The sequence below is a fragment of the Gimesia fumaroli genome, from assembly GCF_007754425.1.
In the GTDB taxonomy this organism is placed as follows: domain Bacteria; phylum Planctomycetota; class Planctomycetia; order Planctomycetales; family Planctomycetaceae; genus Gimesia; species Gimesia fumaroli.
Genome location: NZ_CP037452.1, coordinates 3,424,997 through 3,440,198, shown reverse-complemented (window position 1 = coordinate 3,440,198; position 15,202 = coordinate 3,424,997). Strand labels below are relative to the sequence as shown.

11 protein-coding genes are annotated in these 15,202 nt (G+C 49.2%); 7 read left to right on the top strand and 4 right to left on the bottom strand.

Going from position 1 to position 15,202, the window contains the following annotated elements:
- Positions 1-436: 436 nt before the first annotated feature.
- Positions 437-1,600 carry an alpha/beta hydrolase family protein gene (locus Enr17x_RS13020; RefSeq protein WP_145309352.1) on the bottom strand — a complete coding sequence of 388 codons (1,164 nt, stop codon included), beginning with the start codon at positions 1,598-1,600 and terminating at the stop codon, positions 437-439.
- A gap of 208 nt (positions 1,601-1,808) precedes the next feature.
- Here Enr17x_RS13020 and Enr17x_RS13015 point away from each other — a divergent pair, with 208 nt between their 5' ends.
- Positions 1,809-2,726, top strand: coding sequence for an alpha/beta hydrolase (locus Enr17x_RS13015; RefSeq protein ID WP_145309350.1), 918 nt, complete (start codon positions 1,809-1,811; stop codon positions 2,724-2,726).
- A gap of 77 nt (positions 2,727-2,803) precedes the next feature.
- Here the strand turns inward: Enr17x_RS13015 and Enr17x_RS13010 are convergent, their stop codons facing one another.
- Positions 2,804-4,324, bottom strand: coding sequence for a hypothetical protein (locus Enr17x_RS13010; protein WP_145309348.1), 1,521 nt, complete (start codon positions 4,322-4,324; stop codon positions 2,804-2,806).
- A 160-nt stretch (positions 4,325-4,484) separates the two neighbouring features.
- Between Enr17x_RS13010 and Enr17x_RS13005 the strand changes: the two genes are divergently transcribed.
- Positions 4,485-6,209, top strand: coding sequence for an FAD-dependent oxidoreductase (locus Enr17x_RS13005; RefSeq protein ID WP_145309346.1), 1,725 nt, complete (start codon positions 4,485-4,487; stop codon positions 6,207-6,209).
- On the opposite strand, the gene Enr17x_RS13000 is transcribed toward Enr17x_RS13005, so the two are convergent.
- A complete protein-coding gene (locus Enr17x_RS13000; RefSeq protein ID WP_145309344.1) occupies positions 6,206-7,342 on the bottom strand; it encodes an NAD(P)/FAD-dependent oxidoreductase in 1,137 nt (378 codons plus the stop codon). The two genes, Enr17x_RS13005 and Enr17x_RS13000, sit on opposite strands and share 4 nt — an antisense overlap.
- The gene (locus tag Enr17x_RS12995) at positions 7,339-8,685 is read right to left on the bottom strand and encodes an SAM-dependent methyltransferase (RefSeq protein WP_232101044.1); all 1,347 of its coding nucleotides are present in this window, start codon (positions 8,683-8,685) and stop codon (positions 7,339-7,341) included. Before Enr17x_RS12995 ends, Enr17x_RS13000 begins: the two co-directional genes overlap by 4 nt.
- A gap of 554 nt (positions 8,686-9,239) precedes the next feature.
- Between Enr17x_RS12995 and Enr17x_RS12990 the strand changes: the two genes are divergently transcribed.
- From Enr17x_RS12990 to Enr17x_RS12970, 5 genes are all read left to right on the top strand, one after another.
- Positions 9,240-10,580 carry a DUF1501 domain-containing protein gene (locus Enr17x_RS12990; protein WP_145309342.1) on the top strand — a complete coding sequence of 447 codons (1,341 nt, stop codon included), beginning with the start codon at positions 9,240-9,242 and terminating at the stop codon, positions 10,578-10,580.
- Between the two features lie 113 nt (positions 10,581-10,693).
- Positions 10,694-12,523, top strand: a complete 1,830-nt coding sequence (gene recQ, locus Enr17x_RS12985) for a DNA helicase RecQ (protein ID WP_232101043.1) — start codon at positions 10,694-10,696, stop codon at positions 12,521-12,523.
- A gap of 369 nt (positions 12,524-12,892) precedes the next feature.
- Positions 12,893-13,786 (top strand): DUF1559 domain-containing protein, encoded by an 894-nt coding sequence (locus tag Enr17x_RS12980; RefSeq protein ID WP_145309341.1) that lies wholly within the window; start codon positions 12,893-12,895, stop codon positions 13,784-13,786.
- Positions 13,787-13,876: 90 nt separating this feature from the next.
- The gene (locus Enr17x_RS12975; protein WP_145309339.1) at positions 13,877-14,377 is read left to right on the top strand and encodes a hypothetical protein; all 501 of its coding nucleotides are present in this window, start codon (positions 13,877-13,879) and stop codon (positions 14,375-14,377) included.
- Positions 14,378-14,411: 34 nt separating this feature from the next.
- Complete coding sequence (locus Enr17x_RS12970; protein ID WP_145309337.1) at positions 14,412-15,188, top strand: DUF3386 family protein; 777 nt, start codon at positions 14,412-14,414, stop codon at positions 15,186-15,188.
- The last annotated feature ends 14 nt before the right edge of the window (positions 15,189-15,202 follow it).

Here is a 15,202-nt window from a genome sequence, read left to right as displayed (position 1 = left end):
AATCAGGTAGGGAAAATCACAGGGTGTAAATGAGTCGAGAATATAAAACAGAGCTTATGGCTCAAGGAGGCCAGACTCAGGGAAGGCAAAATTTTAGGAAGGATCTCACAGCAGCTTCATTATTTCTCACGGGGTGTACGAAAAGCAACTCTGATTTCTGTGAAATCGTGCCAATCCTGAGCGGAATTCATACGACAGCCTCTATTAGAACAGACGTCTTTCAGGGAGCAAATGTGTGTGACTTTTCCTTCATTTCACCCATTTTCCAGTTTTATAATGAAAGGATGACAATGAAACACCCTGAAAAGTGTTCACAAAAACACTAACCAGACCAAGTATAATCTGCCGGATACGAACTCTCACCAGCCACACTGGTAGTTTCACCGATCTGTCGATCGTCGGTGATCAAAGCATTAAACGATGTGTTTGATTACACTCATTTTTTGTTGAGTGCGTTTGCTTTCAACCAGTACTCAAAGAACTGATACATCTGCTCGTTCGACTCAGGGTTGGGAGCATGTTTTTCCCGATTCGTCATTGCCACTCGATTGTCATAACCCAGGAATCGATTCACGGCGACGCTATGATTCAGCGCCCGCCATTGTTTGGGGCGGTCTTCTGCACCACCGGAAACCAGAAACGGGCGGGGGGCCATCAAAGCATGCAGTTCGTGCAGATCGTAACCGTCTTTGACGAGTTGTTTATACAGCCCGGTGCGCGGATTCTCTTTGGTCGGCAACCCCCGCTTACGAAAGTCGGGCCCCTCATAACCCAGGTACCAGGGCTCCCAGTAATTCACACTCGGTCTGCTTTCATCAAATACAATCCCGCCATCCGACCAGGCAGCACACGCAAATTTGTCGTACAGACAGGAAGCAAACATCGCCCACTTGCCACCATACGAATGCCCGACGATGCCAATGCGTTCCGGATCAACCTCTTTTCGATTCGCCAGCACATGAAATGCATTCGCTGCCCCATAAGCTAACGCAGACAAAGGCTGAATCTCTGCTTTCTCCCGATTGGGATAGTAAAGTGAATAATCGTGGCCAACCGATAATGTCACAAAGCCCCGCTTTGCTAACGCCAAGGCAAAATCTCGATCCTTGCCTTTTAATCCCGCGCCAGTCTCGGGATCATAATAGACCACCAGCACAGCCGGTGTCTTATGATCCGGCTTAGCATCATCGGGAACCAGCAGATAACCCGTATTGGGATGCCCCGGCGCAATGTCAAACCGCACCGTGTATTGCGTGAAATTATCCCGGTGTTCCTGCTTCAGATACTCTACTTTGGGATGTTCATTCACGGGCGGCCACTCACCCATCATCGCATGCCAGGTCTTCAGAATTTCCTGACGACGCGCCTGCCAGTCAGCTGGTGTTTTGACCGGTCGTCTATCATAAAACCTCAATGGTGTTTTATAATTTCCCAGATCTCCCTTGAACTCATTCGGGGGTTCAAAAAAAGGTGCAATCTGCTTCCAGAGTTCTTTTTTAGCATCCAGCGGAGCCCTGTCCGCCTTTTCGCCAGACCAGACAAAGGATACTGAAAAAAGAAGAAATAAACTGACTATTCCGCAGGAAATCAAATGTTTCATGCCTACTCGCTCCACGCAATGCTGTTGTGATCCATGTCAATTCTTCATCGTCGATTCTTCATCAAACCCGAAGTTCACATCATAGCCTGTTGATACATGCAAAGAAACTCCGCACTATAGATTCTTGATTTCGATCAAAGAACAACTCATGATGAAAGATTATCCAAAGTCACTGATCTTACTGAACCATCTTAAAGGAATCGCCCCCATGCAGCGCCAAATACTTGCTTTTCTACTGACGTTCACGCTTATCTGTTCCGCGTCCTTCGCGGCAGACAAACCGAAAATTCCGAAACCAACACATGCCGATGTCGCTCATGGTCCGCATGATAAGACCAAACTGGATTTCTGGGAAGCAAAAGGGAAAGGCCCGCGACCGCTGCTGGTCTACATTCACGGCGGCGGTTGGATTGGCGGTGATAAAGGACGAGGTTCGAGCAGAATTCAAGCTTATCTCGACAAAGGCATTTCTTATGCTGCCATCAATTACCGTTTGACGGGCGAAGCGTCACTTCCTGTCCCAGTACATGATGCCGCCCGCGCAATCCAGTTCATCCGTTCGAAAGCCAAAGAATGGAATATCGATAAAAAGAAAATCGCATTGACCGGCGGCAGTGCAGGGGCCTGCACTTCGATGTGGCTCTTATATCACGATGATCTGGCCGATCCCAAATCCAAAGATCCCGTCGCCCGGGAATCCACACGCGTCATTGCCGCTGCCGTCGGCGGAGGTCAGACATCCATCGATCCCAAAGTCATCGAACCCTGGCTCGGCCCGAATGTGCTCAAACATGCGATGATCCATAAAGCCGTCGGCGGTAAAAGTATGCAGGACGTGATGGACAACTACGAAAAACACGAAGCACTTTATAAAGAGTTCTCTCCTTATAACCATCTCACTGCCGACGATCCACCACTCTTAATGACCTACGGTAACAACATGAAACTTCCTTCAGAAAACGCCGGCCATGGAATTCACCACCCAGTTTATGGTGTCAAAATGAAAGAAAAAGCCGACAAAGTGGGCACGGAATGCCACCTGCTGATTAAAGACGTTTCGAAATCAGATCAATACTCGAACTCTCACGAATTCTTGATGGACAAGCTGTTAGGTAAAGACTCCTGAATCCACTTTCAGGCATTTCATACTTTCAGAACACAGAGACCACACGGGTTGCTCTCTGTGTTCTTTTTTATTTCCAACTATTGTTGAAACAACTCCGGTGCCAGACGCGGATCAGACAAATCCAGCTGATACATAATCTGGTTATAGTCATAGCGGGGCGTCTTAACATCATTTCCCGAAAATAAGGTCGTATAAGTCCCCTCGAAATAGATCAACCGCCCTTTCTCCTCTGCAAACATCGGGTGCTGTTTCGGGTTATAAAAACTGTACTTATTATGCGTCACAATCTTGCGAGCCCACTTCCAGGGGCCAAGTGGACTTTCCGCCTCTGAATACCAGATCTCTCCCAGGACAGACGTGCCAAATTTCTGTGACGCGATCATCGTCCACTTTTTGCGATACGCGTTCCAGGCAACGGAGCTGTTATGAATCTGTAGGGGCCGCTTCGTTTCGATATCGCAAAGATAAAAATATCCTTCCTCTGCAGACAGTTTCCCCTGTAAAATCAACTTTTGTTCCAGGTCATAACTCAACGGCGGAAGATTTTTTCGCCATTGATATCGCAGCTGACCTTGCGAATCTCGATCTATGACCCACTGTTCGTTCTCTGTTCCTGGTTTCAAGTAGGTATAGGTTTCATATTCGGCTAAATTTGCCAACACGGACGGGGACGCAGACACGCGAGTCAGGGGAGCCGCCAGACCGAACAACACATATTCGACTCCCTCCATTTTATACTTTACTGGATGACCTACCGGATAGAGCAGGGCATCAAAATCAAAGACTTTCTGTTTGTCGAACTGTTTCAACTCGTCATTAAATTCCACCAGTCCCCGTTCATAGACAGTCATTGGCGCTTTGACTTTGACATATTTCGCAAACAGGCGCTCAACACCAGACTCATCTTTCAAAGTTACGAGCGCATCAATCCAGGTTGGTCCCTCGCCTGGCATATCACAGGTCTTCTTCGCAAAACCCGTTTCATCCAGAAAATAATCCAGATCAACACCTTGTTGAATCCGTAGTCCTCCCCGTGCCGGTAATTCAGAGACGGCACCGGGAACATCAAAATTCCCTAGAGGATACCCCGGTTTGTTGGTATCTCCCCAGAACCAGTACACCTTATTTTTAAACAGCGTATTCACCACGCTATCCGAGCCCAGCACACGCCCATTTAACACAGGCTCTTGCAAAGGAACTGGTGCCCCGACCAGCAGGCTGTCCCGATAAATGCCCCCACCGGTCACCCGATACAACCGCTGCGCCACATTGATCCGCTTCATCTTGATGACGGCTTTGCCGCCCGGCTTCACGTTCAGCTTTTTGCCATTGAATCCAAAACCATCTTTTGGATAACTGTAGCCGTGACTGCGGAGAAAAAAGTAGACTTCCTGATTCATCAGGCCCGGTTCATCAAAAGCGACAATTCCCTTACTGTCGGTGACATGGAGAATCTGATTCACCGTCTCCAGTTCGACGAGTGGTATACCACGTTCGGTTTCCGCATCGACAACCTGTATCTGAAAATAGTCAGCCCCATGTAATATGTCGGTAGTACAGACCACCATGCTGAGCAACAGAGCATAATATTTGAACATCTATTTTCCTTTAATCATCCTATCCTGGACAACGTACTGAGTTTAAAAGAATCGCTATCAACGGGGCTGGTATTTCAGTCGCGATACTGAAAGAATAAGTATTCCAACATCTTAATCTCCTACGCGTTATTAATCTCGTAATATTCTGAAATTCAAAATCATGCAACGACGACAATTTTTGCAGCAGTGCGGCATCTATGGCTCCGGAATCTTTAGTCTTCCCTTTCTGCAGGCTTTGCAGTCACAATCCTGTTATGCATCAAACCCCAGCGAACTCAAAGCCGATGTGGTCATCATCGGTGCCGGCCTGGGAGGCTGTGCTGCTGCGTTCGCTGCCTGCCGCAATGGAGCCCGCGTGATTCTGACTGAGCCGACTGACTGGATCGGGGGTCAGATCTCACAACAAGCGGTCCCGCCAGACGAACATAAGTGGATTGAATCGTTCGGACGTACAGAATCCTATGCACAACTGCGAACTCTGATTCGTGATTATTACAAGCAACATTACCCCTTAACCAGCAAAGCCCGGCAAGTCGCGAATTTGAATCCTGGTAACGGTTCCGTCTCGCGCATCTGCCACGAACCTAAGGTCGGCATTGCAGCGTTACAATCAATGTTGGCTCCTGCAGTCAGTAGCGGTCAACTGACCCTGCTTCTAAACACACAACCCGTCAGTGCTTCTCAAACAGGTGACCGTATTGAAACCGTAACCTGCCAGACATTAGGATCAGATAAACCGGTCACACTGCACGCCAGATACTTCATCGATGCCAGCGAAGAAGGGGACCTGCTACCATTAACCAGAACGGAATACGTTCTGGGAGCCGAATCACAGGCAGAAACCGGTGAACCACATGCACCGGAAAAAACCAACCCTGCTAATATTCAGGCGATGACGCACTGTTTTGCCATTGATCATCGGGAAGGGGAAGACCACACAATTGAGCGCCCTGCGATGTATGATTTCTGGAAAAATCATGTTCCCCCATTAACACCCGCATGGTCGGGTAAGATCCTTTCGCTCTATTATTCCCACCCACGCACGTTGAAGCCCAAAGAACTTTCCTTCGTGCCCTGTGGTAAAGAGACAGCACCCCCCAAAACCAAATCACTGAATCTCTGGCTTTACCGCCGGATGATCGACCGTAACAATTTCACACCCGGCTCTTACGCCAGTGATATCACCGTCATCAACTGGCCTCAGAATGACTATATGCTGGGTAACATCACTGATGTCGCTCCAGCAGAACGCGAGAAACATCTCAACGCTGCCAAACAACTCAGCCTGTCGCTCCTGTATTGGCTGCAGACCGAAGCTCCCCGACCGGACGGCAAGCAAGGTTGGAAAGGGCTGCGTTTGCGCAAAGATATCGTTGGTACCGAAGATGGCCTGGCAAAATACCCTTATATTCGCGAGTCCCGTCGTATCAAAGCCGAGCTCACGATCAAAGAACAAGACCTGACCTATACCGAGCGACTCAAAGAACTGGGCAAGGATCACAAACCGTTGCTCGCCAAACCATTCGCTGATTCCGTCGGCATCGGCTATTACCATCTGGACCTGCACCCCAGTACGGGAGGCGACAATTACATCGATATGGGCAGTGTGCCGTTTCAGATCCCATTGGGGGCAATGATTCCACAGCGGGTCGAAAATCTGATCCCCGCTTGCAAAAACATCGGTACCACGCACATTTCCAACGGCTGCTACCGTCTGCATCCTGTGGAATGGTCGATTGGTGAAGCAGCTGGCGCCTTATGTGCCCACGCAATTTCACATAAAACAACGCCGCGTAAAATTCGCAACGATCAACGCCAGCTCCAAGAGTTCCAGACTACACTCTCAAAGCAGGGGATCGAACTGGAGTGGTCAAAACTGAGTTAACCATGAACTAAAGGGAGTAGATGCTGCTGTAAGAACCAGCGATCAAGGAGTACCATGCGTGTGAACCATTGGGTTGACATCAATCGGCGTCCCAGAAATTGACGGAAAGCTGCTGGAATGAAACTCGCTTCCGGATGGTCTGACCATTCCCCAAACCGATCGAAAACTTTCTCCTGATAAGTACCTAATCGAGCTTTTGAATAATCCCGTTGGCAATCACGAATCATATCAGCGGCGATCAATCCCGTTTCAATGGCAGGACGAATGCCTTCTCCACTTTGCGGGGACGCCATCCCGATTGCGTCCCCCACCAGTAGGACGCTATCGTCAATGATCGTCCGTTTTTGCAAACCATACAGGCGATAAGCATGACCTTTGAATTTCCCGAGTATCTCCTTAGGCACGCGTCCCTCGCGATCGAGATAGTCAGTAAATTCATCACGCACCGCCGACAGTTGTTTTTCTCCCTCGCGACCTATACCCACATTTAAAAAACCATCTTTTAAAAAACACCAGCCATATCCTTTTAAATCCCGACAGAAGTATAATTCGGGTGTATCCGGTTTCACACGACAAAGACTCTGCTGTTCGGGAGTCAGTTCAAATTCCGTTTCCTGTGCCAGCACGACTGATTTTTCCGACGGGTTCGCCTGATTCAATCTGCGGGCCACCGGACAGAAATGACCTCCTGCCCCCACAATCAGTTTTGCCTGCAGGGAACCATTAATCAGCCAGCCGTTCTCAGAACGTTCCATTGTTTTCAAAGGCGATCCCAGTTGAGTTCGGGCACCACAGCGTTTGAGCAGGTAGTCATCGAACTCACATCGACGGATGCCATAACTGACGGTCTTGTCGTATTCGGTCTCGATAGCAGGACCGCCAATGATCCCGGTTCGAAATCGCGTGATCGGCTGCAGAGCATGTTCTCGTTTGTAGTCATCCAAATCCAGATCCAGTAGATCCACAACCGGCGGCGTAATCCAACCCGCACAGACTTTATCACGTGGAAACGTTGCCTTATCCATGACCAGCACATCCAGGCCAGAATCACGCAAGCCCCTGGCGCAAGAGGAGCCGCCAGGACCGCCCCCCACAATCAATACATCACACGTCTCACTCTCTGGTGCGATCATGATTCGCTCACCACCTGTGAAGGCTCAGCCTGATACAAGCCAGCACGAGTCCAGGGAACTTCATTATTCCCCCCATTGGTGAAGACCACCTGAAATAACTGCAGAGAACCGGCTCGAAAGGCAGCCACAGAAGCTGCCAGATAAAGACGCCAGGTTCGAATGAATTCCTCATCAAACATAGACTGGACCTGATCAATATTCTGTTCATAACGCTGCAGCCAGTGTTCCAACGTGAGCGCGTAATGCAGGCGAATATTTTCGACATCTAGAATTGAAAATTTCTGCGGCTCGAAAATCTGCATCATCTGGCTCAGACTGGGAACATGCGCCCCGGGAAAAATGCGTTTGGTAGTCCAGCTATCCAGCATTCGCGGCGAGTTACAGCCAATCGAATGAATCAAACCGCGACCACGGGGGCTCTGACAGCGGGCGATCACTTCGCCCAGAGTTTCATAATTTTTCAGGCCGACATGCTCCAGCATCCCCACCGACACGAAGGAATCATAACTACCGGTAATATTTCGCCAGTCATCTTCTACAAATTCAACTTGATCACCCAACCCTTCCTGTTTGGCACGTTCACGGGCATAGACAATCTGTTCATGTGAAATATTAAAAGCTTTGACTTTCGCTCCATAAAATTTGGCCATATGCAATGCCAGTGCGCCCCAGCCACAACCGGCTTCAACAACCGTATCTCCTGGTTTCAAACCGACTTTCCGGCAAACATGATCCATTTTGGCGATCTGCGCCGCTTCCAGTGACATCTCCGGATCGGAAAAATACGCACACGTATAAGCCAATTGCTGATCGAGCCAGAGTTTATAGAAATCATTTCCAATATCATAATGATGATGGATATTACTGCGAGCCGCGTCGATTGTATTTCGTTGTAGCCATCCCAGGCAACTTCGTATCCCATCGCGGTAAAAATATTTCGTATCGGCTGTATGAGTGCACTGGTCAATGGCTTCATTAAAGGCGATCAAACCACCTTCCACTTCAACGCCCCCTTGAGAATACCCATCTCCGAAAGCCAGACTGGGATCAATCAACATCTTATACAGTGTGCTGCGCTGATGAATGAAGGCGCGCACAGCAGGGGGAGTGGGAGATGTGGTAATCCTGGTGTTATCCCATAAGACCACTTCGATTTCCGGATTACCTGCCTTCTGTAGCATGGTTCGCATCAGCCATCGGTCCAAAGCAGTCGCTTTGCCGGATGTTCTCTGCGGGTCGGGTAATCGAGAATGAATATCAGAAAGTGCAAGATTACTTTCTGAACCAGTAATTCCTTCCGATTGAGCATGTTTGGGTGTGGAGTCAGACTTTGTTGGATTCACTGTGGTTCTCCCGAACTGCGATGACCAGATTCTCACTCGATTGAAAACGCTTTTAATTATCCTATTACTAAACGCATTTGAAATTTTGATACCGCCTTTTATTTTCACTCAAGCAATTCAAATTTCAATTCATTTTTGAATTTCTGATCACTAATCTTAAAATTTTAAATATTGCAGAAAGAACTACTTGCATATTTTTCCCGGCTCCCATCCAGCTACGAACAAAAATATAGGTACAGTCTCAGCAGACATAAAAAACTGTCCTGTTAGCCCAATTAACCGGATTAACTGAATTATCGCTGAGTATGAAAAATTTCTGAAAGAATGAATATTGATCCAGATTTTCCGCTCCAAATCCTTTTCCCAGAATAAAACGCGTCCCCATTTTTTTCCTGATTCAAGAACTGACTTTGTCAATTTGGACTTGGAATTCTGCTTTATGAGATGCTACAATTGATCACATCAATGATTTTTTATCATTGAATTCACTCCTGCAAAGCTCACCAACCGATATCTCCATTAAACTCCTGCCACTCCTTGAGAAGGGAACACCTATGCTGTCTATCTGGGGACCAGAAACGAAGCTCTGTGATCGCATTTCACGACGGGAAATCCTGAAAGTCGGCGCATTGGGTCTGGGAGGACTCAGCCTGCCTCAACTTCTGCAAGCAGAATCCGCATCCGGCAAAAGCAAACGCCACAAAGCCGTCATCATGATTTACATGTGTGGCGCCCCCTCGCATCAGGACATGTATGACCTCAAAATGGACGCTCCTTCGGAAATTCGTGGTGAGTTTCGTCCGATCAATACAAAAGTCCCCGGCTTCCAAATTTGCGAGCATCTACCTCGCCTGGGAAACATTGCCGATAAAATCATTCCACTCCGTTCGGTACACGGTTCCCCCAACGGTGCCCACGATTCCTTTATCTGTTACACCGGACGAACCACCCGCAATCAACCAGCCGGGGGTTGGCCTTCGATTGGATCGGTCGTCTCCAAACTCTCTGGCCCCGCTGATCCAGCTGTACCTCCCTTTGTCGGCCTGGCTCCTAATACGGGACATCCGCCTTACGGTTCTCCCGGTCTCCCCGGCTTTCTGGGAGTCAGCCACTCCGCATTTCGCCCCTCAGGACCGTCCAGCAAAAACATGGTGCTGAATGGCATCGACGAAGCCCGGCTCAACAACCGGAAACAACTGCTGGCAACCTTCGATCAATTTAAACGCGAGGCAGACGCCAGCGGATCGATGCAGGGTATGGATGACATGAACCAGCAGGTCTTCAACATTCTGACCTCCAACAAACTGGTCAATGCCCTTGATCTTTCACAGGAAGATCCCACTATCCGAGAACGCTATGGCAAAGGGGATCCGAAAAATTACGGCGACGGTGCCCCGCGAAACCTCGAACATTTTCTGATGGCCCGACGCCTCGTAGAAGCCGGTGCCCGCATCGTCACATTGAATTTCGGACGCTGGGATTTCCATAGTAACAATTTTGGCGGTTTAAAAGAAACACATCTTCCACAGTTTGATCAGGGCTTAGCCACACTGATCGAAGACCTGCACGAACGCGGCATGGCGGACGACGTTGCCGTTGTGGCCTGGGGTGAATTCGGTCGCACGCCCAAAATCAATAAAGATGGCGGACGCGATCACTGGCCGGCAGTCGGCGGCGGCTTACTGGCTGGCGGTGGTTTCAAAACCGGCCAGGTCATCGGTGCCACTGATCGAATGGGAGCTCAGATTGCTAATCGACCGATTCACTTTGGAGAAGTCTTCGCCACGCTCTATCGTCACCTGGGAATCGATTTCCACGGCACAACCATCGCGGACCTCGCCGGACGTCCGCAGTATCTGGTCGATGACTACGAACCACTGCACGAAGTGATTTAATCGCATTCTTCAAGACGGTAAAATCCATCCTTTAGCTTTTCCGCCTGACCCGCTACGATATGTGTCTGCCTTGAGAAATTGATCAAACGACAGACCTATTCTTATTGGGACCAATGATGGCTAAAGCTGGGATGGATGACGCTTTACTGGATGTCTTACACGAATACTGGGGCTATGCGGAATTTCGTCCGCTCCAGCAGGAAGCGATGACCGCTGTCCTCGAAGGCCGTGACTCATTGGTTGTGCTTCCCACGGGTGGGGGAAAATCGCTCTGTTATCAGGCGCCAGCACTTTGTATGGACGGAATGGCGGTTGTCGTCAGCCCATTGATCTCTCTGATGAAAGACCAGGTTGACGCCCTTCGTGTTTGTGGAATTTCCGCTGCTTACCTCAACAGTTCGCTGGACCAGAAGGAATCGCGACAGGTCTTGAGTGACGTCCGCAAAGGGGAGATTAAACTGCTCTACGTTGCTCCTGAACGGCTGATGTTGGAAGGCATGCTCAGTATGCTGACTGAAATCAAGCTGGCCTACATTGTCATTGATGAAGCCCATTGTGTCAGTATGTGGGGACACGATTTTCGCCCGCACTATCATGCACTACAGGAACTCAAAAACATCTATCCACAGTGTGGCATTCATGCTTATACCGCGACCGCCACCGAACAGGTACGCGACGATATCGCCGTCCAGCTCGCGCTCAATGAGCCTGATGTCCTGATCGGCTCATTTGACCGTCCCAACCTGACGTACTCGGTAGCCCGACGGTCTGATCGTTTTACGCAGGTGTCTGAAGTACTGGAACGCCACCCGAATGAACCCGGCGTCATCTACTGCATCTCCCGTGCGGATGTCGAATCGCTGAGCGAATCACTCAACAATGCCGGTTATGAAACGCGGCCTTATCATGCAGGGCTACCCGATGAAGAACGCGCTGCCAATCAGGAAGATTTCATTCAAGACCGCGTAGACGCCATCGTCGCTACCATCGCGTTCGGCATGGGCATCGATAAACCCAACGTGCGGTATGTCATTCATGCGGGCTTGCCGAAGTCACTCGAAAATTATCAGCAGGAAAGCGGCAGAGCAGGGCGGGATGGCCTCGAAGCCGAGTGCGTCTTACTCTATTCCGAACAGGACGCGATGATCTGGAAACGTATTCTGGACGATCAACCTGACGAATCAAAGGCGACCGCGTTCCAGTCCCTGCAAGCGATGCAGAACTACTGCCATAGCTTTGACTGTCGTCACCGCTATCTGATGCGGCACTTCGGTCAGGACCTGGAGCAGGATTGCGAAACCGGTTGCGATCTGTGTCGCGGCGATTTTGAAAAGGTGGATGATGCACAAGTCATCGGCCAGAAAATCCTGTCCTCAATTTTCAGACAGGATCAAAACTTTGGCTCCACATATACGGCCGCTGTGCTGAAAGGTTCGAAAGATAAGAAAGTGCTCGCAAATCGTCACGACGAACTCAGCACCTACGGCCTGCTCAAGCAGGAAAGTTTATCGACGATTCGCCACTGGCTCAATCAATTGATGGCCCAGGGCTTCTTAACGAAAACCGCCGAGTACCAACAACTGCGCATCACTGACTCCGGCTGGCAGTTGTTACGCGGGGAAGTCGCTCCCCAACTCATGCGCACCTCGCAGGACGTCAAAGCTGACAAAGCTCGCCGCACGAAAAATGAATTGGCTGACCTGAACTGGAAAGGTGTGGACCAGGGATTGTTCGAAGAATTACGCAGCCTGCGAAAACAGATCGCCGGAGAGAAGGGCCTACAACCTTACATGGTGTTTGGTGATGCCACGCTCCGCGAGTTGGCCCGCCACAAGCCCCAGACGCTGACGCAATTCCTCGAAATCTGGGGGGTCGGACAGAAGAAATGCGATGATTTTGGACAGCAATTTCTGGACTGTATCGCCCGCTTTGACGGTGAATAACGGCCTGAATGATCATCTACTGAGCCAACGACATCTCAGACTCCCCATACATTCTGCTCTCTCTTTTTCGATAGCGCCAATACTCCCGTCTCACCCAACAACAACGTAAGCCACTACATATCTATCAGTTACAATATATCTAATTTGTATTTTCTTATTTTTCGCAAAATCGGTTGCGAGAAATCTTGCAGGGCAGTCGATGGAAGTATAACATCCCCATATTGAGATTGAGTTTCAATTTCAACCAGCCAGCCAGCAATCGTGGTATTTCCGCTAGTAGCAAGCCAGCCAGAACACTTGGCCATTGAATCGGGCCTGATCCCATTCAATTTTTTTATCCTGGTAACCCGCTACAATTCAGGAGAAACCATGTTACCCCGCCCCAAACGAAGACGCGCTTTCACGCTGATTGAACTTCTGGTGGTCATCGCCATCATTGCGATTCTGATCGCCTTACTGCTCCCCGCCGTCCAACAGGCACGCGAAGCCGCCCGCCGATCCAGTTGTAAAAACAACCTGAAACAAATTGGCCTGGCAATGCACAATTATAACGATGTTCATACATCATTACCGATGGGACAAAACGCTCAATTATATAGCCCTTTTGTTGCCATCCTGCCTTTTCTTGATCAAACCAATCTACAAAACTTATATGACTTCGACCTTTATTATACCGATCCGGCGAACCTGGATGCCCTCAATCGAACGATCACGATTTATCTTTGCCCAACCATGGTTCTTCCTCGAGCTGTCCCCTATTTATCATGCGCAGAAAAAGGAGGCCCTACCAGCTATGGTGCTTCAATAGGGCTTCATGAAGGTTCCGATGATGGCTCAGCCGGAAACCCAGATGGTATGTTTCCTGGGCGTAACTACACCTACACCAGTCCAACTCGCTTTCGTGATGTTACCGATGGTCTAACAAATACAATCATGTGTGGTGAATTCAACTATCGGCTAGAAGACTACTTATGGTCTGGCCACTCATCCTCTTGCCCATCAGACACATCAGTTCAAGGTACTCCACGATGGGGTAGTCATCGGTGGGGCGGAAGTTATCCTGGAGTTGCTTTAGGCAGTACCAATGGTGATTTTAATGTCAATCTCAATGCTAACCGAGGAACTTGGCGGAGTGATCATGTCGGTGGTGCCCACTTCCTGTTAGGTGATGGTGCTGTTCGGTTCGTCAGTGAGAATATTGACGCTGGAACGCTTGACGCGCTGGCTACCAAAGCAGGTGGCGAAGTCATCGGCGAATTCTAATGAGTCGTTCCTTTCATATGGAAAGTTTTATCTCCGATGGTTTGCAGAAGCGAATATCTGCTTCTGCAAACGCTATCCGAGGAGTTAAATATGATCACGAAAATAGTATCAATAAAAAGTTCTTTCTCCTGCTTCTATTCGATCCGATACAGCCTTTTCCTTGGATTAGTCTTACTAAGCTGTGTTGGTTGCAGCGGAGCAAAAGATGACCCGCGTGGCAAACGCTTTAGTGTATCGGGTCTGGTTTATTACGATGGGGATCCTATTGCCAGTGCCCGTATTCTATTCATCTCAGAAACCTCAGAAGGAAAAGTCAAATCTGCGGGCATCGTTCGAGAAGGCATTTATCAGATCCCTGAAAAAGGAGGGCCGGTTGCTGGGAAGGCTCGTGTCGAGATCTATCCCACTTATCCAGAGATGGAAGAGATCGCGCAATTACAAGCCGAAGCGAAAAAAACGGGAAAACCATTTGTTGATCCTTCCAGTGTTAAAATCCCAGCCGCTTATAACAAAAATTCCAAACTGACGGCTAAAATCACCAAAGACGGTAAAAACACCTTCGAGTTCAAAATTGATTCAAAATCACCTTAGATTACTTTTCCTAGATTACACATGGAGAAATCTCATGAAGTGCTATCAAACGGTTCAACGTGAACTGAAACAATGGGGTCTGGCCGGGCTGATTGTTCTGCTGACACTCTCGGCAACCATGCAATGGACGCCCGCCAAAGGTCAACCCGCTACGGAGGCAGATCAGGAAAAAGCAGCCGCGACGAAGCTTTACCAGGCTGTCCGGGAAGCTCGTGCCGTCTGGCGTGATTTTCCCGGTTTCACTGCTGACGTCACCGTGAGCTATAATGGCAAGCAGACGAAAGGCAAACTCACTGCAGACAAAGACTTCAAAGTCAAACTGACACTCGACGACGAATCGCTGTCCGAATGGAGTCTTCCCAAACTGCGATCGGTTATTGGCCACCGCAAGTACCGTGTACAGAAACCGATTCCTGCGACTTTCGCTGACCAGCAGGTCAACCACCCGCTGGGACGTCTGGTGAATATCGATGGTAAAAATGTCTCCTTTCGCCTGCAGGATGACGTGATGACCGTCGTTCAGCGTCGCTCTGACAAAATGTGGTTTACCATTTCCACCCTGGATGTCTGGCGTACCAAAGAAGGCGCTGTTCTCCCACGTGATACGTCGGTCACTTACCGCAATCCCAAAACCGGTGCGATCACATCCAATCGCAGCAATACCTTCGGGTTTGCACGAGTGGGAAAATATGATCTGCCGGAAACCATGCTCACTGTGGAATGTGGCGAGAACTTCGAGAGAAATATTGGTTCGATCAAACTTTCCAACCACCGTTTACTGTCTCCCGAATCGCTGTCGCAAACAAAATAATCTCATCTGGACGG